General features: G+C 60.7%; 12 protein-coding genes. 3 read left to right on the top strand and 9 right to left on the bottom strand.

Going from position 1 to position 19,928, the window contains the following annotated elements; all coding sequences use genetic code 11:
• Nucleotides 1-585: 585 nt before the first annotated feature.
• The 3 genes from BPHY_RS34800 to BPHY_RS34790 form a co-directional block, all read right to left on the bottom strand.
• Nucleotides 586-3,429 carry an AMP-binding protein gene (locus tag BPHY_RS34800; protein WP_041766415.1) on the bottom strand — a complete coding sequence of 948 codons (2,844 nt, stop codon included), beginning with the start codon at nucleotides 3,427-3,429 and terminating at the stop codon, nucleotides 586-588.
• Between the two features lie 137 nt (nucleotides 3,430-3,566).
• Nucleotides 3,567-5,138: an AMP-binding protein gene (locus BPHY_RS34795; RefSeq protein WP_012406167.1), complete on the bottom strand. Its 1,572-nt coding sequence runs from the start codon at nucleotides 5,136-5,138 to the stop codon at nucleotides 3,567-3,569.
• 1,027 nt (nucleotides 5,139-6,165) lie between these two features.
• Nucleotides 6,166-7,416: a GDSL-type esterase/lipase family protein gene (locus tag BPHY_RS34790; RefSeq protein ID WP_012406166.1), complete on the bottom strand. Its 1,251-nt coding sequence runs from the start codon at nucleotides 7,414-7,416 to the stop codon at nucleotides 6,166-6,168.
• A 466-nt stretch (nucleotides 7,417-7,882) separates the two neighbouring features.
• Between BPHY_RS34790 and BPHY_RS34785 the strand changes: the two genes are divergently transcribed.
• Together BPHY_RS34785 and BPHY_RS34775 are read left to right on the top strand one after the other, a co-directional pair.
• Nucleotides 7,883-11,053 carry an acetoacetate--CoA ligase gene (locus BPHY_RS34785; protein ID WP_012406165.1) on the top strand — a complete coding sequence of 1,057 codons (3,171 nt, stop codon included), beginning with the start codon at nucleotides 7,883-7,885 and terminating at the stop codon, nucleotides 11,051-11,053.
• Nucleotides 11,054-12,206: 1,153 nt separating this feature from the next.
• Entirely contained in the window at nucleotides 12,207-13,331 is a 1,125-nt protein-coding gene (locus tag BPHY_RS34775) for an NHL repeat-containing protein (RefSeq protein WP_012406163.1), read from the top strand.
• Between the two features lie 185 nt (nucleotides 13,332-13,516).
• Here the strand turns inward: BPHY_RS34775 and BPHY_RS34770 are convergent, their stop codons facing one another.
• Genes BPHY_RS34770 through BPHY_RS34760 form a run of 3 tightly spaced genes read right to left on the bottom strand, consistent with a single transcriptional unit; the run spans nucleotide 13,517 to nucleotide 15,655 of the window.
• Nucleotides 13,517-14,113: an NADPH-dependent F420 reductase gene (locus BPHY_RS34770; RefSeq protein ID WP_012406162.1), complete on the bottom strand. Its 597-nt coding sequence runs from the start codon at nucleotides 14,111-14,113 to the stop codon at nucleotides 13,517-13,519.
• Nucleotides 14,114-14,139: 26 nt separating this feature from the next.
• Nucleotides 14,140-14,907 carry an SDR family NAD(P)-dependent oxidoreductase gene (locus tag BPHY_RS34765; RefSeq protein ID WP_012406161.1) on the bottom strand — a complete coding sequence of 256 codons (768 nt, stop codon included), beginning with the start codon at nucleotides 14,905-14,907 and terminating at the stop codon, nucleotides 14,140-14,142.
• Nucleotides 14,908-14,920: 13 nt separating this feature from the next.
• Nucleotides 14,921-15,655, bottom strand: a complete 735-nt coding sequence (locus tag BPHY_RS34760) for an SDR family NAD(P)-dependent oxidoreductase (protein ID WP_012406160.1) — start codon at nucleotides 15,653-15,655, stop codon at nucleotides 14,921-14,923.
• A gap of 106 nt (nucleotides 15,656-15,761) precedes the next feature.
• On the opposite strand from BPHY_RS34760, the gene BPHY_RS34755 reads away from it, so the two are divergent.
• Complete coding sequence (locus BPHY_RS34755; RefSeq protein WP_012406159.1) at nucleotides 15,762-16,727, top strand: LysR family transcriptional regulator; 966 nt, start codon at nucleotides 15,762-15,764, stop codon at nucleotides 16,725-16,727.
• Between the two features lie 291 nt (nucleotides 16,728-17,018).
• On the opposite strand, the gene BPHY_RS34750 is transcribed toward BPHY_RS34755, so the two are convergent.
• From BPHY_RS34750 to BPHY_RS34740, 3 genes are read right to left on the bottom strand one after another with little or no spacing between them, the layout of a single operon-like run.
• On the bottom strand, nucleotides 17,019-17,834 hold the full coding sequence (locus BPHY_RS34750; protein ID WP_012406158.1) for an amidohydrolase family protein: 816 nt from the start codon (nucleotides 17,832-17,834) through the stop codon (nucleotides 17,019-17,021).
• On the bottom strand, nucleotides 17,831-18,838 hold the full coding sequence (locus BPHY_RS34745) for a hydroxyacid dehydrogenase (protein ID WP_012406157.1): 1,008 nt from the start codon (nucleotides 18,836-18,838) through the stop codon (nucleotides 17,831-17,833). The genes BPHY_RS34750 and BPHY_RS34745 overlap by 4 nt, the downstream gene beginning before the upstream one ends.
• A gap of 4 nt (nucleotides 18,839-18,842) precedes the next feature.
• Nucleotides 18,843-19,922, bottom strand: a complete 1,080-nt coding sequence (locus BPHY_RS34740; protein WP_012406156.1) for a LacI family DNA-binding transcriptional regulator — start codon at nucleotides 19,920-19,922, stop codon at nucleotides 18,843-18,845.
• Nucleotides 19,923-19,928: the final 6 nt, after the last annotated feature.

Raw genomic sequence — 19,928 nt, 5'->3', positions numbered from 1 at the left:
ACTGCGAGAAGAAGACCTGTATCGACGCGTTCCCTGCGCGTGGTCATGGCATCGAGGTTGTCACCCGGCGCGTGCTGAACGATGTAGCGTGAATCCTGTTGCGCTCCATAGCGGCTATTTTCTCTTTTGCTCCTGCTGCCGTAATCTTCCTAACCTCAAGTGGCCTCCTGATTGGCGCTGCGGTGGTGCCGGACCCGCCGGGTGCAACTGCACAACCCACTGCTGAACTGTCTGCAGAGCAATCCATGCTGACAAAGCCGCGCCCGCATCTGTCGAGACCACCTTCTGCATCCCGTCAACAGAACGGTGCGCGATCGGTCAAGTGCATAAACGCGTCGGTGCTTAAGAGTGGTGCGACGGCTCGATGCAGGGTGAGCGGGACAAGCCTAAACGAGCGTCAATGCAAAATGCGCCTGCTTTCTGTCAAAGCATAATGGACCGCCACAACGCCGTTGCCGTGCGATGCGAGGTTCAAGTCGTTTCCTTCAACGCTCTCAAGATGATCGTGTACGCAAGGAGCGCATGACGTGTTCGACTTAGATTCACAGCGGTGTGACGTGCCGCGAAGCGTGGCATCGTCGTCGGTCACGTAGCGTCGTGGCGAGTGGGGATCTCCAGTGGGGAAATTTCGCTCAGAACTCTTTCTCCGCAATAAGCGGCGATCGCCTCGCGCGCGGCGTCGCGCGAGCGTGCCGCTGCCTTCATGTCTTCTCCCGATGGTACCTGGGCGGGAAGCACGGTAACTGTTACGGCGGCTCGGATGGGCAACCACTGCCCATCCGGCAGCACAGCGCGCGTCCCCGCGATTGCCACAGGAATGATGGGCCGGTGCGAAGCGCACGCGGTAACGAAAGCGCCGAGCCGGAATTGCCTCAGACCCGCGGACCTGACGAACGTAGCTTCGGGAAAGAAGAGCAGCGAGGTTCCGGACATCGCCTGCTTTGCCAGTTCGCGCTCATCGTCAGCCATGCGCCGATAGTCCACGCGTTCGACGAAGCGTACGCCTATCGCGCGAAGGAAGCAGCCGAGCAGGGGTGCGCGGGCCAGCTCACGCTTTGCAACGACGCCGAGCGGGACGGGAAACGCGGCCAGCAGCACGAGCCCGTCCAGATAACTCGCGTGATTGGCGACGTAGATGGCCGGCTGCGCGGTGTCAAAGAGAGCCCCGCCGCGTACGGTCAAGGAAATTCCTGCAAGCCGCAAGGTCAGCCGCGCGGCGCGCGATGCTATTTTCCAGTTCCGATTAGCGTCCGGATGCCACACGATGATGAGCGCTGTGGGTATCGCTATAAGCATCGTGCTGATCCAACACCATGCACCGTAAGCGAAGCGCCCGGCGGCAATTCGAAGCCGTCGGCCGAGCGGCAGCAGAGTGTTCGCGCCGATGTCGAGCCACTGGCGCCACGCGGGGCGCGGCAGCAGATTCCCGCGACTGCGCATGTACAGATCCAGGGTGGCTGCGTGGCGGATCTTGCCGCTGGATGTCTTCAGGATGCTGTGTGGCGGTACGAGGGCGACTTCTTCTGGCGGAGCGCCCAGCAGGGCCACAGAGGCTTCGTTAATGCCGCTGCGTATCGCCGCGAGCGTGGCCGGCGCGGTTGCGCGAGTTTCCGCGATGACGAGCAGTCGATCGGTGCCTGTCTCGACGTCAGGCGTCCCGCACACCGCGACGCAACCGGTTCGTACGCCAGGTAGACGCCCGACGGCCGCTTCCAGTTCATACGGGTAGAAATGCCGCCCAGCCCGAATCACCAGATCCTTCACGCGGCCCGTGATAAACAGTTCTTCGTCGGCCATGTATCCCAGATCGCCAGTATCGAGCCAACCATCGTGAATCAGCCGCGCGGTCAGATTGGGGTTCTGAAAATACCCACGCGTCGCGGACGGACTGCGGAATTCGATCCGGCCGACCGCCCTTTCAGACACCTCGTTACCGTCGGCATCCATAATACGGATCTGGTTGCGGGGTAATGCCCGTCCACACGACACCAGTTCAAGCACTTCATCGGGAGATTCTGCCGGTGCAGCACGCTGGGAGTCAGCCAGTCGGACGCGGCTGATGCAATCTGTCCGCACGCCTCGTCCCGGCTCCGAAAACGCCAGTCCAAGCGTATTTTCTGCAAGGCCGTAGACAGGAGTCAGGGCAGTGTGCCGGAAGCCATTGCGAGCAAACCGTGAGGCGAATGCCCGCATGGTGGCCGCACTGACGGGCTCCGCGCCACAGAATGCAAGGCGCAATGAGGATAGATCCACGTCTTCGAGATCGGTATCGTCGACCCTGCGTGCGCAACGCTCATAGGCGAAGTTGGGCGCCGCCGTAATGGTGGCGTGGTAGTCACTGATCGCGTGAAGCCAGCGCGCCGGACGTGCGAGGAATGTCAGCGGGGACATCAGAACCAGAGGAATACCGAAGTAGAGCGGGCCGAACCATGCGCCGATCAGGCCCATATCGTGATACAGCGGGAGCCAGCTTACAAAGACGTCGTGTTCCTCGATCAGGGCCGTGTGACCCATCGCCCGGATGTTGGCGAGCAGATTGGCATGGGTGAGCACCACGCCTTTTGGCGTACCCGTGCTGCCCGAGGTGTACTGCAGCAGCGCGACGTCTTCTGCGCGCGGCACATACTGCTCGGCATCCATCTCGCCCATGAGTTGAGGCACTGCAACGATCTCATGCAATGTCGGTATCCGCGCCTTGGCCATAACGCCCGCTACAAACGCGTGTGAGGGCACGATCATGACGCGTGCGCGCGCATCGGACAGAATCGCCGCGTGCCGCGCAAGATGATCGTCGATCCGAGCGGATTGGGCTGGCGGATAGACGGGCACGACGATGGCGCCCAGCAGCAGTATGCCGGCAAAGCATGCGAAATAGTCGCTGCCTGTTGGCAGCATCAAGGCGACGGTATCTCCCGGATTGACGCCGATCTGGCGCAACCCGCGCGATACCCGTAGCGCTGCCTCGTGCAGTGCTGCATAGGTCATCGCATGTGGTGCCGCGTCCTCGTCGAGCAATACGATGTGAGTGCGTTCCGGTCGCCGGGATGCATGCCACTGCAGTGCTTCAACTAACGTTCCTGCATCGGCTGCCGGGTCTAGTGCACCGCCTGGCGCGTCGAGCGCGATGGCGCCGGTGGGGGCGTTGGGCCGCCCGGTCGTTCGCCCATCGAGGGCGCGCAGTAAATCACCTGGCGTTATCGCTTGCCCGAACAGTTCAAGCGGAAAGCGTACGCCGAGCGTTTTCTCGATGCGGTTCAGCAGTTCTGTGCGGGCAAGACTGTCCAGGCCGAGGTCACGTTCGAAGTGGCTGCCCAGTCCCGCGGGTGGTGGCTTATGCCTCCCGGGACTCATCTCTGCCGCGAACGCGTCGACTATCTCGAGCAACCTGCGGGCATTGGCCGACGAGCGGCCGACAGCGTCGTCGTTCATATCACGTGACCGCTTTGAGAGGCGGAGATCCAGCGTACGCGCCATACGGAAGCGGGAGTTTGATCGTCGTCAATCGCCGAATAGGCCTTTCCGGTGCAATGCATTCGCCGTATCGCTGGGATTCACTTTCGCGCCCCTCACATCAGTGCGCGGTGGAGCACCTTGCCAAGCTCGTTCAGAGGCAACGTTTCCCGAAACTCGACGAGGCGGGGAACCTTGTAGGCGCTCAAGTTGGCGCGGCAATGTGCCAGCACGACCGCTGCCGTCAGGCCCGCCGAGGGGGGGGCGACGAAGAGCTTCACGGCCTGTCCCGTCCGCTCATCCGGCACGCCGACTGCAGCGGCGGCGGTTACGCCGGGAAGCGCAGACACCACGGCTTCCACCTCCGAGGGGTAGACCTTGAAACCCGATACGATGATCACGTCCTTCTTGCGATCCACGAGTACGAGCATTTGGGTGGGAGTGAAGTAACCCACGTCCCCTGTGCGAAGCCAGCCATCGGGCGAGATGGCCTTGGCCGTCTCATCAGGGTTCATCCAGTACCCGCGCATGACCTGCGGTCCCCGGACCCACACTTCGCCGATGCTTCCCGCAGCGAGCACGGCGCCGTCGTCGTCGCGAATGCTGACTTCGGTTGAAGGCAGTGGATATCCCACCGATCCCGAGAAATGCTTTGCATCCGTCGGATTCACACACACGACTGGCGATGCCTCGGTCAGCCCGTAGCCTTCGATGATCGGCATCCCCGTTGCTGTCTGCCATCGCTCGGCAACGGACGGATGAATCGCTGCGCCGCCGCCAATGACGAGGCGCAGCCGTGACCAGTCAATGGCGCGGAAATGTGGTGCATCGAGAAGGGCGTGGAATAGCGTGTTCACGCCTAATAGCGCGGTGGGTCGCGTGCGGCGCAACGTTCTCACGAGCCCGGCGATATCGCGCGGATCGGTCACGAGCACATTGTGTCCGCCGAGTTCCACGAAGGTCAGCAGACTGGCAGTCAGCGCGAAGATATGACACAGCGGCAGCGGCGTCAGAACGGTTTGAGGCGTGGAGCAAAACGCCTCACCCAGCCATGCGCGGATCTGCGCAATGTTGTAGCTGAGGTTGCGGTGCGTGAGCATTGCACACTTCGGCGTGCCTGTCGTGCCCCCCGTGAACTGCAGCAACGCAACATCGTCGAGGGACGCGACGGCGTGACTCCGCGCGCCGGGATACTGTCGCGACAACGCGGCGCTGAATGTCCAGTATCGACGCTTTGTTGGGGGAATCGAGTGACGGAAAACACGCTGTACAAAGTGGATCGCGGCGCGCTTTCGCGGCGGAAGCAGGTCGCCAACGGCAACGGATACGACTGCTTTCGCCAGATTCTCATCAAGGATGTCGTCGAGCTTGTAGGCGAAATTCTCAAGTACGACGATAGCTGAAACTGCGGCCGTGGACAGCTGGATCTGAATTTCGCGGGGCGTCGCCAGCGGGTTGACGTTTGCCACGACAAGCCCCGCGTCGAGAACGCCGAAGAATGTCACGACATAGGGCAAGCCGTTCGGCAGGATGAGCGCCACGCGCTCGGACCGCTCAAGTCTGAACTCGTTGATGAGGAACTCTGCGAAGTGGCGCACATATCGCGCAACGTCCCGATATTCGATCGCGTGATTGAACGAACTGAACGCCGGGCGCCTGGCGTACCGCGCGCAGGCAAGCTCGAACATGTCGGAGAGGGTGCGAACGCTTCCGGGATCGATAGCTGCAACAGGCGGCTCGGCCCCATGAAGGTTTCTCGTGTCTGCGCGCGTCATGATTCGCGGGGCATGTGCTGGACGTGGAAGGTGCCGACGCAATAACGACCTGCGTTTATGCAGCGCTACGTGCGGTTTTCAGGTTCCGGTCCTTCTGGCTGGTCGCCCCCGATGCAGCAGGAACCTTGCGCGGATCTCCGAATACGCATGACCCGCCCTGGTCAGTGGACCGGACAGGCCGCTGAGACAAGCGATCTGACTGCGAAGGCGCGGATGAATACACGCCAATCCGAGAACGAAGAAGGCCCCGGGCAGAATCAAAAGGCCAACGAGTGCGGCGCTCTTAAACATAACACCCCCAGAAAGTCACATGTCTTGTCAATGGAGCTAGCATAGGTTTCATGCGCGCCCAAGGATTGACGTGTGTCAAAGCTCGTCCCCTGTCCACACTTTTACTTGTGGGGCACGTACCCCGAGAGGTTGTGGGGCAATTTCGTTGAGGGGGCGACCTGTCCACCTACGTGTCTGTTTGGTGTGAGCGTCAGGCTCGGGTCAAGCTCCCGTTCCCCGATGCAGGAAGCCGATGTTCGGCGCGTGTGACAGAGAAAGGGCGGCACAGGATCTGAGCAGACGCAGACTCGCGTCGCAAAGCGAGCGGCTTCCGCGAGCACGCGTTAGCGTGCGGTTCGTTTTCGGCGGCGACGACAAGCAAATCACGACCATGAGACACCGTTCGCCATCGCTAGGCATCGTCAATCACGCGACCGCTTCGCCCATGGCTATCGGCTGACCGAACCCGTTGCTCTTTAATTGCAAAAGCGGGACCACGACGTGGCTTACTGACACATCATCGATGTCACGATTTCCGAAGTTTTAAATGGCAACGGAGTCTCGCATATACGAGAACATCTTTCGCGTTTCCCGAGTTGTATTGAGTAGGGCGCTACTCGGTAGCCGTGCTTGTACCGTTAGCGTTCTCTGCCGCGAACGGCACGCGTCATCACCTAAGACGACTAAGGTCCAATGCATCAGCGATCGCCCGCATGCCAGCATCATTCGGATGGAGGTTATCGCCGCTGTTAAAAGCCGGCAGGAAGGAGGCGGGGTCACCAGGATCGCTCACAGCGCGAGCCTGGTCCAGCACGGCATCACAGCCGCTAGAGGGGCCCAGCACAAACGCATTGACCTTTTCGCGTGTCGTCTCGATCGCGGGTGTCCAAAGCGGCGTGCCGCGAAACGGTGTCAGCGTAGAGCAGACGACCTTGACGTTGACCCGATGCGCGCGGGCTATCAACTGTTGAAACGCGGCGATCAGGTCCTCGGCGCTCGCGGGTGCGGGAGTGTTAAGGTTGTTGACGGCATCGTCGGAGACGATAATCCACTTCACTCCCGGCTGACCCAACGCGTCGCGATCGAAGCGATTAAGGCCGGCCTCACCGTCGCCATCGGTAAAAAACGTATTGCCACTGATCCCCTCGTTCAGTACACCGGCAATGATGCCGGCGTCGGACAGGCGCCCGGCAAGATAATTCGGCCAGCGGCGGTTAGCGTTCTTGCTGGATGCGCGCCCCTCAGTGATCGACGCGCCAAATGCCACCACCGCGCCCGTTGCCTGTGCGTTCTGAACATCGACGTTCGTCAAAAAGTAATAGGCCTGGCCGCTTGGGTTAGTGGTGAAGCGGCTGAAAGCCGCATCGGCGCCGACGTTGCCCGAGGCGACATAGACGTCCTGTAGTGAGTTGTCGTGGCCCGTCGTCCGCGATGGCGTTTCGGCAGGCAGATACAGGCTGACGGCAAGATCCGCGAGAGCCGGCACCTCGAAGGGAACAGGATCGCTTGCGATTGATGCACCCGCGGGCAGCGTGACGCTTTGTTGGCCTCCGAACGTCACTGTTCTGGTGCTGCTGGCGATCGTATTGGGACCTGTGTTGCGCAGGGCAACATGAACATTGCCGATCACGACCGCCGTGCTCCCATACAGATTGGACAGCCGCACACGGACAGCAGAGCCCCCAATGCTGGTGTGCACGATCTGACGTACGGTCTCATTCTTGAAGCCAGGGCCACCAGCGACCCACGGTGCGACCGCCCAAGTACCGACCAACGGGACCGATGACGTGCCATTCGATGCCGTTACATCAGACGTGCTGCCACCGCCGCCACAGGAGAGACAGGCCGCCGCTAAAAACGCGACCATCGCGCGTCGAGACCACGCGCCAGTGCAGTAATTCACGCCTTGCAATCGGTCCATGGGTGCCTCTCGAAGCGCTCAGGTGGACCGCAAAAGCGTCAACCTGTGCGCGAACATATGCATCGATCAATTCAGCATGTCCTATACCTGCGTTTTCTGATATCGATCGAAACATGGTTGTGTTGTCCTCCACAAGGTTTATGTCGGCCGCGACATACGCGACTGTTCCTATCTAAACATCGTGGCAACGCCATGCGACGGGCACGCGAACCTTCATTTACCGTTGAAGGCTCCATTGTTCATACCATCGCAGGTATCGCAGAAGCGGCAGTGACTACGGTTGGGTACAACAAATGCAACGTTCCACAGCAGGGGTAATGCGCCGGAAAATCAGACAGCAGGGTTTTGGTAGGCGTTGCAGTAACGACGACTGCGTCTAGCTCCGCGTGACATCGCAAACCGGTTGCATTCGTCGCGTTCGAGCAAGTCGATTAGATAAGAACAAAAAGCGTTGATGGAGCTTTCGATGAACCGTTTGTACCTGCCAGATGCCACTCAGTGCCGACGCGTCGACGCGGGACGAATCCGGGTCTGTAACGATCAGTGCGCGCGTCCGGCGACATCGCAACTGGCCACATTTACTGCGGCTCTGCAGGCCCGCACGGGCGAGGTCATTGACGACTATCAATCGCTACACGATTTCTCGGTACGGGACTATCGCACGTTCTGGCGGTGCTTCGTTGAGTGGTCCAAAGGGCTTGAGATGTCAGGCAGGATCGAGCCAGTTTGCGTCGGCGACGAATGTGAGCATGCATGCTTCTTTCCTCGCGCCCAACTCAACTATTCGGCCAATCTGCTGAACCTGTCCGTGGCACCGGCCAATGCACCCGCGCTCACGGCATGTCACGCGGATGGGCGACGTGTACATCTGAGTCGTGGTGAACTGCGCGAGCGAGTCGCACGTCTTGCACACTCGCTTTCGAAATTGGGGCTACGTGATGGGGACCGCGCGGTAGCCGTCATGCGTAATGACGCGGATGCGGCTGTGACGGCACTTGCAGTTACCGCGCTCGGTGCGACATTTGCATCCGCTGCGCCCGAAATGGGTGTCGAGGCAATGCTCGATCGCTTCGCGCCGCTCGGGCCTCGGCTGCTGTTCGCGCACACTGCGGCCTGCGATTTCGACACTGGCATGCCACTGGCCACCAAAGTCGGCCAGCTAGCGTCTGCGTTACCGACCCTGCAAGGGCTCGTCTGTCTCGACGAGAGAAACGGCTTGCTGGATACGGTCAGCCAACCGGTCTACTCGATTGGGGAACTGATAAACGCCGGCGACGCCTCGTCCTTCCGGTGGCCTCGCTTCTCGTTCAATCATCCCCTTTTCATCATGTTCTCGTCAGGTACTACCGGCAAGCCGAAGTGTATCGTGCATGGCGCCGGCGGCAGTCTGCTAGAGCACCTGAAAGAGCATCGGCTGCACAGCGATCTGCGGCCCGGCGACCGCATGTACTTCCACACCACCTGCGCCTGGATGATGTGGAACTGGCAGTTGTCGGCCCTTGCATCCGGCGTCGAGATCGTAACCTATGATGGACCGATCTCTACGATCGATGTGTTGTGGCGTCTCGTCGCCAATGAGCGTGTCACTGTATTCGGCACGAGCCCCGCTTATCTGAAGATGTGCGAGGACGCGGATCTCGCGCCAGGGCTGCAGTTCGATCTCGGCGCACTGCGCACGATCATGTCGACCGGCGCGGTGCTGTACGACACGCAATTCGACTGGGTGCGCGATCACGTGAAGCCGCTGTTGCTGCAGTCGATCTCGGGTGGCACCGATATTCTCGGCTGCTTTGTACTCGGAAATCCTGATCTGCCGGTGCGTGCGGGAGAAGCGCAGTGCAAGAGCCTTGCACTCGACGTCCAGGCATGGGACCAGGGCGCGCGCACCACGGGAATCGGCGAGCTCGTTTGCATCAACCCGTTTCCGTCACGACCGCTCGGTTTTTATGGCGACACAGACGGCGCGGCTTTTCATGCGGCCTATTTTTCCCGTCATCCGGGTGTGTGGACGCACGGCGACCTGATCGAGTTTTCGCCTGAAGGCACGGCCCGGCTGCATGGCCGTTCCGACGGAATACTGAATGTGCGCGGCATCAAGATTGCGCCAGCCGAGATCTATCGTGTGCTAAACGATATCCGCGAAATTCGCGAAGCAATGGCGGTCGAGCAGGGGCCAAGCGACGGGCTAGCTGATTCTTGCACGCAAACGCGTGACAAGCGCATCGTACTATTGCTGGTCCTGCAGGACGGCGCCTCGCTGGACGGCAGGCTGCTTGCCCGAATACGCCATGATCTCGCACATCGCGCGTCACCTGCACATGTTCCAGACCGCGTCATTGCTGTTGAGGCATTGCCGGTCACTCACAGCGGCAAACTTTCCGAACGAGCTGCCTGCAATGCCGTCAACGGCTTGCCGCTCGCCAATGTCGCGGCGCTGCGCAATCCCGAATGCCTGGATGCGATCCGCACCCACCCCGGGCTGCGACCAGCGACTCGCACACTTCCGCCACCCGGCGGGTCGCGCGAACAACTCGAATGCCATCTTCAGGCGCTCTGGGAGAGGCTATTCGGTTTTGCGCCAGTCGCTCGCGATGACAACTTCTTCGAACTGGGTGGCAATTCGCTGCTCGCGGCAAGGCTCCTCGCGGACGTACAGCAGTCGACAGGCCACAGGATGCCGATCGCGACGCTGCTGATCGCGCCGACAATTTCGCGCCTCGCCGGCATCATTCGAGATGGTGCGCCGCAGCCGATGTCGCCGATTCTGGTACCCGTGTGCGCTGGAACGGGAACGCCGCTATTCCTCGTGCACGGCCTGAGCGGCTCGGTGATGGAATGCTGGGCGCTGGTTCAGGCACTGCGCAGTCCGCGCCCGGTCTTTGGACTGCAGGCACGAGGTATTGACGGAGGGGAGACGGCGCAACAGCGCATTGAAGACATGGCTGCTTGCTACATCGACCAGATGCGCACGGTACAGCCAGATGGTCCCTACTCTGTGACGGGCTATTCACTCGGTGGCCTGATTGCGTTCGAGATTGCGCAACAGCTAAGGCGTGCTGGCGACCAGGTCGAACTGCTGTGCCTGCTCGATCCGTACGTGTACGAGCGTTGGCTGCCCTGGAGCGCCCGGATGCACCATTGGTATGGCCGGATACGAGGCCAATGGCGCAAGCTGCGCACGGTGCCTGCGCCGCGCGTGATCGCCTACCTGGCCGACCGGCTCATCGTTGGAGCGGATCACGTGCAAATGCGCTTCGGCCACAAGAGGCTGCGGCCGGACGCAACGACTGCGGCGTTTCCACCAGCGCTCAGACAGGTCCGTGAAACGTTGGCATTGTCAATGACCCGGTACCGGCCCCTCCCCTACGACGCTGGACCGATCCTGTATGTGCGTGCAACAAGCAGGTTGGATGAGCATGGCGATCCAATGTTATTGTGGCGCCGCGTCGCACGTGGAGGCCTGGCGATTGTCGAGGTACCCGGAAGCCATGACGACCTCGTGGTCGAACCAAATTTGCGGATCGTCGCTGCGCTGCTTGACAACGCATTGGCGAACACGCGAGACCGCGGAGTTTCCGCATGCGCGATGTCGTCAAGGCACGAATCGCACAAAACACGGGGTTCTTTCACCGCCTGATCCGTGCCAATGATCTCGGCCCGAAGCAACGGTGGTGCATCTGCGAGTACCGGACGAGCATTGCACTCGGCTACATGCTTGCACTGGACGAATGACAAACGCAATCGAAGCAGCCTTATCGAATACTTCCAGATGAACGCGCGCATCGGGATATTCGATGTCATTCATTATCCGGATTCGCCGCCCGACGGCCGCTCACATGAGCGCACGAATCATACAGCGACGCCGCACCGGGGATTACTATCCGCAGAAGTTATGTAGTAACTCCTTCCAGCATCAAACCGCGGAAGAAGAATCATGGGCGCAGCGTTGGGCGAGGGTGGCGGTAGAAGCTGGCTCTTTGGCGAAATGAGGAGGCAATTGCTCCTCAGGCGTATCTGGCTTGAATATTTTCCGAACTGTACCTAGAGTTCTTAACGTTTCTTTGTCGCCCGCAGACTTTCAGGTTACATATGATGCTCTGGCAAGTTAGGCGTCGTGTGACTGTCTCATCCGCCGCTATTCATTGCTGCGGGCGGCTTTCGATGGGCCAAAAAAATACATAAGAGAGAACACTACCCGTTGGCACTTTACATGTTGGGTCTGCATTGATAGAGCTCTGCTCCCGACGCGCGGGTTGATTGCAAGAATGCTTGGCCGAAATTCCGAGGAAGCCGTTATGAACAAGAACAGTGCTTGCTGCATGTCACTTGCAATTGAAATTGCAGGGCGGATCTTTGATGGTTCGTGTCTGTCTCTCACGACAGATTTGAACTCGGCATTTTTCAGAAAACGCAAATAATTGTCATATTTGGCGACCAGCTCCGCGTCAAAGTTTGACTGGAATGGCGCGCGCGTGCGTGCGCGTGTGGTCTTCTCCGCGAAGATTTTGTGCTGAGCCAACGCTGATTGGTTTCACGCAAAGGTATTAATAGGCATCCTAAGCAAACAATCAGGTGAATTGAAGAGTAGGCCGTGGGTTTGGTGATTTGCATTTCATCGCGTCGATGGTAACCGAATGCGAAGGTGGCGGCAGCTCAGGTGGGAAATCCGGATCGGAGCCGCCGGAGTAGCTTCCGAACCAGCAGGCGGCTACAGATTTTTCCAAAACATATCTCTTCACTGTACGCAGTCAATTCGTGCACGTTGAATACGCTGTCAATGGAGGAATCAAATGAATACGCCCTTTCTTTCTTCGCTCCGCGGCGTTCCGGCCAACTGCCGCCGTAATTGTCGGGGCCGCACGCTGCACTCCACACTATTGCTCGCAGTGGTTGCGATCATCGCGTGGCTGCCCCCCGAGACGGCCACTGCGGATAACGTGTTCATAGGTGATGTCGGTGACAATTCGGTCAAAGCGTTCGACGCGACAAGCGGCGCGTTTAGCGGAACCTTCGTCATCCCGAAGAGCGCTGGTCTGAAAGGGCCGACAGGAATGATTTTTACTGACGGGCAACTCGTGGTGGTCAATCAGAATTCGGGCTCGGGAGGCAGCTCAGGCCAACGCGGTGAAGTTCTGCGCTTTGATGGTACTACTGGTACTTTCATCGGCAAGCTGGTCGCGTCGAGTGACCGGAATGCGCCGTTCGCCCCGCAGGGCATTGTGCGCGGCGGCCCGGGCAATGCCTTTTACGTTGCGGATTTAGGCGATCAGTCGAAAAAATGCGCCAACGAAGGCAATGTCAAGATATACGACGATGCGGGGGCGTTTATCGCCGACCTCGACAGGCAGGGGTTCAATTTTGAATTCCATCCGAGAGGTCTGGTGTACGGCCCGGATGGCCTTCTGTATGTCTCCGCCGTAGGCTGCCTCGACTCAACGGATGCGCTGTACGCGCCACTCACCGGCTACATTCTCCGGTTCAATGCGAGCACCAGGAAATTCGTAGACATGTTCGCGTCAAATGCCACGGTGCCCGCTTTGCATCGCCCGGAAGGGCTGGTGTTTGATGCTAAAGGTAACCTCTGGGTGACCAGCTTCCGCGACAGCGGCAATTCGAACGACACGGATAAGATACTGAAACTTGATGGCAAGACGGGGCGGCTTCTCGACACGCTTCCACTTTGGACACCGGGCTCGTCCCGAGCATTTGCGCAGGCGATTCTTTTCGGGCCGGGAGGAAAACTGTTCGTTCCTATTACAGGCAATGCACCTGACACGACGGGACAAGTGAGACGTTGCGACATCGGGACAAAACAGTGCGATGTTATCGTTCAGGCCGGCGGTGTGCTGCAGTCGCCGTGGTTCTTGATTTTCAGAAGCACGGACCCCGCGACGCTCAGTTATACCGGGCAGTAAACCAGCGGAGTTCGCGAGCCGGTCGGGCCCAATGCGCCCGGGGTGACCGGGCTACGGACAGCAACGTCGCGGTTCTCCCGCTACACGCGTTCGAGCGGCTCCGCCTGATCGGCGCGACTAGCCGGAGGAATCCGAACTCACTAAAGGATTGTGGGTGAGACGCGAAGGGAACGAAGCCGTTGTCATCATTCGAACTTGATCAAGTCCTTGAAGATCAGGTGCCCCCAGCTTTTGCCGCGCGCATGCACAAGCCATCCACCTTCCGAAAGACCGCCGAGCTTGATTGGCGCGAAACCCAGATTTTCCGCAAGCTTGCCAATCTTCGCTGCGGCGCCGTCATCGTCGCTCGCGAGGAACACGACTCTCCTGCCACCGTGCACGGCCGGGTCTTGATCAAGGACGGCCGCGACCAGATGGTTGAAGCCTTTCACCAGCGTGGCTCCGTTGAACACCTTCGCGATGTAAGCAGATGAAGGGAGACCGCCTAACTCCTCAAGCGGGGCTTGCGTGTTCATCGCGTCGATGATGATCTTGCCGTTCCAGTCAGGCAGTGCTTTTGCGACCTCCAGGTGCGACTCAAAACGGACTGCCAAAAAAATGATGTCCGCCTTGACGGCCTCCGTCAGGCTTTTGGGAATGATCGTGGGTCCGATTGCGGCCGCATCGGCTGCAAAGCTTGCGGGGTCGCGCGTGGTCGCAACGGCCACTTCGATGCCGTTTCTGGCGAATGCCCTGGCAAGTGCGTGACCGATCTCGCCGAAGCCAATGATTGCGTAACTCATTACGTTTCTCCTTCGTTTATCGGCGGTCAGAGCTTGTAACCGCCACTCGCTTCAATCGTTTGACCGGTCACCCAATGGCCTTCATCGGAGGCGAGGAACGCCACGACGGCGGCGATTTCCGAGGGCTCGCCAAAGCGGCCCAGCGCGATCTGGGCCTCGACTGCCTTGACGAGTTCGGGATTCTGCCGAAAACCGGCGTTTGCATCCGTTCGCGTGAAGCCCGGCGCCACGGCGTTCGCGGTGATGCCACGCGGCCCCAGTTCGATTGCGAGCGTATGGGTCAGCGTGTTGATGGCCGCTTTCGCCATCGAGTAGACGGGCGCAGCCGTCACGGGCTTCGTTGCGGCAGCGGAAGAAATGTTGACGATGCGTCCACCGTCGGCGAGACGATCGAGAGCGGCCTGGACGATGAAGAACGGCGCTCGGGCGTAGACCGCCATGAGGGTGTCCCAGCTCTCCGGCGTTGCGTCCTGGAAGCCAACCCAACCGGAATTTCCAGCGTTGTTGACCAGTATGTCGAGGGCCTTGCTTCCATAGCGCCTGGTGAACTCGTCGTCGAGCCTCTCGAACAACGCTGGGACGGTCGCCGGATCAACGAGATCCGCATGGATCGCGAACGCAGTGCCTCCAGCTTTCTCGATGGCCGCGATCGCCTCGTCAGCGCTGGATTTGCTGGCGTTGTAGGTTAGCGCGACTGTCGCTCCGTCCTTTGCAAGACGTTCGGCGATGGCGCGGCCAATGCCCCGTGATGCCCCGGTAACGAGAGCTGTTTTGCCCTTCAGTGATTGTGTCATTTGATTTCTATCCTCAAAGTTGGGCCAGGCCACCGTCAACGGCGACCTCGCTGCCGGTCATGAAGCTGCTGTCCGACGACGCAAGAAAGGCGGCCACCGCCCCGATTTCCGCCGGGTCGGCCATGCGCTGGAGCGGATTGAGGGAAGCGAAGACCTTCATACCTTCCTCGCCTAGCGCTTCCTTCGCGAGTTCGGTCGCGGTCGGCCCGGGAGACAGCACGTTGACCCGGATGCCGGTGCCCTTCAGGTCCTCCGCCCAGGTCCGCGCGAGGTTACGCACTGCAGCCTTGCTCGCGCTGTAGGCGCTGAATGCAGGGGCGCCCGTAGTGCCCGCGCTCGATCCCGTCAGGATGATCGAACCGCCTTTGCCCATCAGGGGTAGTGCCTTCTGCACCGTGAAGATCGACCCCTTCACATTCGTGTCGAAGATGTCGTCGATGTGCTCGGGGGTGATCTTGCCAAGCGGAAGCTGGCTTCCCGCCCCGGCATTGGCGAAGACGATGTCGAGGGTTCCGCGCTCCGACTTCACCGCCGCGTAGAGTCGGTCGAGGTCTGCCAGCTCGGAGACGGAGCCCTTCACCGCGCGGGCGTTGGGTCCAAGGTCGGCCACAGCGGCGTCGAGCGCTTCCTGCCGGCGGCCGAAGATGAAGACGAAGGCGCCTTCCTCGATGAAGCGCCTTGCTGTGGCGCGGCCGATGCCGGTAGCGCCACCTGTAATCACCGTGGTTTTGCCATTCAGTCTGTTCATGTCATGCATCCTTCGAAACGAAAGCGGGAAACGCGATTTTGATGCGCTTGACCCATGAAGCCAATTGACTGAATATTGATAAATGCCATCTAGTTTTTAGATAGATATGCTGGATAATGTCACCATCAACCAACTGCGGGCGTTCGTCGCCGTGTGTGATCAGGGAAGCTTTTCTGGAGCGGCACGGGAGTTGAGGCGGGCACAGTCGGCGATCAGTCACGCCATCAGCGCGCTTGAGAGTGCCTTTGATGTGGTGCTGTTCGAGCGAAACGCTCGCAAAGCGACGCTTACGGCCGCGGGCCGCAGCCTTCTGGCTGATGCGCGTGGGGTGATTTCACGCACCGAGGAAATGAAGATGCGTGCGGTTGCGATTGCTGAAGCCGGCGTCCCACACGTCTCGATCGCAGTGGACAGCTATTTTTCACGTGCGCACCTGATTGAATGCCTGCGTACCCTGCAGGCGGACTTTCCAACGGCTGCAATCAATCTGCGCATGACAACCATGCAGGGCGGCGAGCGTTTGGTTCTCGAGGGCACGTGCGCCTTGGCGGTGACTATCACGGATGTGCCGGAGCTAAGCCCGGGTACGATAGAAAGGCATCACTTGTGTGATGCGCAAATGGTGACCGTCTGTGCGACGTCGCATCCTCTGGCTGCCATTGTGGGGCCGATTGCGAGGGAGGAATTTGGCCGGCACATCCAGCTCGTCGTCACTGACAATCAGCCCCACGCGGAAAAGACTCAACAGGGTGTCGTCAGCGAACGCCAGTGGTGGGTGAATGACCTCGGCGCGAAGCATGATCTGCTCAGAGGAGGCTTGTGCTGGGGGCACATGCCGCATCATCTGGTTGCGCAAGACCTCGCGAATGGAACGTTGGTCGAACTCAAACGGCGAGCATGGCACATGCGTCCACTCACCTTCATGATCTCGCAGCGGCGCGGGTACTCTTTTTCCGAATGCGAGGCACGACTCATTGAGCGTCTCGGCGATCGACAGATGTGCCCGAAGGATGCTATCCAGAATTCGTTCCCACGCGAAACTAAAAAAGCCCGAAAGCCTGCCAAGCCTTAGCCTTAGGAAAAACCAGTACGGCCTGTTGCTTCTCGGCGGACGTCCGCAAGGTAGATAGCCGGAAGTCCGCTTTCTGAAGTCTTCAATAACAGAAAAGGTCAGGTTCGAGCCAGCCGGATGCTTGAGAATCAACCGGCAGAAACGGGTCTGACCAGAGCCGACCGCATCTGGCACAGGTCGGGCGAAGCCGTGTAAAAACGCGCAGAACGGCCGACTGGCGGCGCCCGATTCCTTTGGCTCTGGATTTTCTCCCTGCCTGGAAGTCGACCAACATCGCTGTTTCGGGCTTGCCTAAAACCCGTACAACTCAGCCGGATTATCGATGAGTATCTTGCGGCGAATCTCGTCGCTTTTCACTAGCCGCATCGCCCAGTCGAGCATGCGGTCGTCATCGGGCACGGGCTTTACGTTGGGGTGCGGCCAATTCGATGCCCACACGCCGCGTTCAGGAAAACGTCTCGACAGCGTGCGCACGAGCCACGACACGTCATCGAAATCAGGCGCGCCGTGGTGCGAACTTTCATAGGGCGCGGACAGCTTGATCCAGCAACGCGGCCCGTCGAGCAGGCGGCATAATGACGCGAACCCTTCGCTTTCCGGCGTGACCGGCGCGAGAAACTTGCCGAGATGATCGATGACGAGCTTCGATGGCAAGCTCAGGAGCATCGCTTCATGATACGGCAGGGTGTGCCCGTCGAGCTGGAGGTTGATGTTCCAGCCCATCGGTGCGATGCGCGCCGACATATCCGTGAGCACATCCCACGGCAGCACGCCGCCCGGAAGCATCATGAATCGCACGCCACGTATGCCCGCATCGTGCAGGCGCTGCAGTTCGCCATCGCTGACATCGGGCGGCACGACCGCGATGCCACGCGCACCGTCGCCGAGTTGCGCAATGGCCGCGAGCGTGCAACGGTTGTCGAAGCCGTACCCTGTCGGCTGCACGACGATCGCGCGCGAGAAGCCGAGCGCACGCTGCACTTCCCGATATGCCGATGCAGGCGCTGGCGGGGGCGTGAACGTCGCGCTTGCCGCCAGCGGATAGCCTTCTCCGTACACGTGGATGTGGCAATCGCAGGCGCCTTCGAAGTCGATCGCAGGGTTCATCGCGCGACCGTCGGCATGGCAAAGCCCGAGAGGCGGAATGCGTGCGCCGCATTCACGGCGCCGACGGGTATCCGGCCCTGAAGCAGCGCTTCGGTTTGCGCGATTGTTTCCATCGATTGATGCTCGATGGCGCCCGGCGTCAGCCCGCCGATGTGCGGCGTTGCGATGACGCGCGAATGGGCCGCCAAAGAAGGTGAGGGCATCTGATCTGCCGCGCGGCCCACATCGAGCGCGCATCCTGCCAGATGACCACGCTCCAGCGCGGCGAGCAGAGCGGCGTCGTCGACGAGTTCGCCGCGCGCCGCGTTGATGAAGTACGCGCCAGGCTTCATGGCTGCGAAGGCGCGCGCGTTCATCAGGTTCGCGGTCTGCGGCGTGGCGGGCGCGAGGCATACGACGAAGTCGGACTCGGCGAGCAGATCATCCAGGCCGACCTGATGCACGCGCGCATCGTCGATCGTGGCATAAGGATCGGACACGATGACGCGCATGCCGAATGCCAAAGCGAGATCGCACAGATAGCGCGATATCTGCCCATAACCGATTACGCCGAACGTGCTGCCGCGCAACTCGCGGCCCATCTTCGGAGCGGGTGCTTCGCGGCGGTGATACGCCTTCGCATATGCGGTCGTTCCGCGCGCGAGATCGAGCATCGCGCCGATCACCCACTCCGACACGGACGGCACGAAGCCCGCGCTCGCCTGCGTGATGAGCACGCCCAGTTCGCTCGCGGCATCGACATCGATCGTGCGGATATCCACCGCGCAACGCACGAAGGCGGCCAGCTTCGGCAGCGCTTCGAACAACGCGCGCGACCCGGGCGTCTGCCGGTAAGCGATGATGACATCGGCATCGCACGCGGCGTCGGCGAGTTCGGCGGGCGTCAGCTCGCGATCTTCGGTGTTATACGTGACGTCGGCGAACTTCGCGAGCGCCGCCGCCGCGCGTGCGCCGAAGTAATGATCCAGCATGTGCCGGGGATGACTCACGAATACCTTGTTCATGTCCTTATCCTGCCTTTCCGGATTGCTTCGCTTTCGCCGCAGTTTTGCCCGGGCGCGCGACCGACTCGCGCGCCACGAGCTTGATATCCGTGAAGAGCGCCTGCTCCGATGCGGGCACGGGTTCGGCGTGCGGACGCATCGCGCGCTCGACCATCGCGGCGGCCATCGCCGGCACGGGAAGTTGCACGGTCGTGAGCGCGGGGTTGGAGATCGCCGCGAGGAAATGCCCGTCCATGCCGACGATCGACACGTCCTCTGGCACGCGCAAGCCACACTCGCGCAGGCCTGCCATGAGGCCGAGCGCCATCAGGTCGTTGACGGCGACGATGCCGGTCGGGCGCGCGTCGTCTGCCGCGAGCAGACGCGCGAGCGCGCGGCCGTTCTCCACGATCATCGAATCGCCGTATTCGTTCACCGGGCCGCTGTCGAGCACACGCGCGTCCTCCGACAGCCCCGCATCCTGCGCTGCCGAGAGAAAGCCATTGATCTTGTCGCGGCGACTCATTGTCACGCCCGTCAACGTGGCGAAGGCGAGTTGCGTGTGGCCGTGCGCGATCAGATGGCGCGTCGCGATGCGCGCTGCTTCGAAGTTGTCCGGCGTGACGTGTTCAACGCGCGTGGTCTCACCTTCGGTTGCGCGGCGGTCGTAGCTGACGACGACCATGCCGTGTTCGACAGCGGTTTCCAGATGGCGCTCGTTCGCAAGCGACGAGATCACGATCACTCGCCGCACGCCCTGGGACAGCAGGTCCTCGAAGAACGACGCTTCCTTCGCCGGATCGCGATACGTATTGCCGATCATCACGCGATAGCCGTAGCGCTCCTGCGCGTACGTTTCGACCTCCCGCGCGATATAGCCATACATCGGATTGGCGATGGACGGCACCAGCAGCCCGATGAGCGGCGTCTGTCCCGTCTTGAGCTGACGCGCGAGCGTGCTCGGCCGATATTGCAGCGCGCTCATCGCTGCCTGCACGCGCACGAGCGTTTCCTGGCGCATCTGACCGGTGCGGCCGTTGAGCACGTTGGATACCGTGCTCACGGAAACACCGGCCTGGCGGGCGACATCCTGAATGGTGCTCATAAGGTT

It is taken from the genome of Paraburkholderia phymatum STM815, assembly GCF_000020045.1.
Classification (GTDB): domain Bacteria; phylum Pseudomonadota; class Gammaproteobacteria; order Burkholderiales; family Burkholderiaceae; genus Paraburkholderia; species Paraburkholderia phymatum.
The sequence above is the reverse complement of the archived record's forward strand: the minus strand, read 5'-3'. Positions and strand labels throughout refer to the sequence as shown.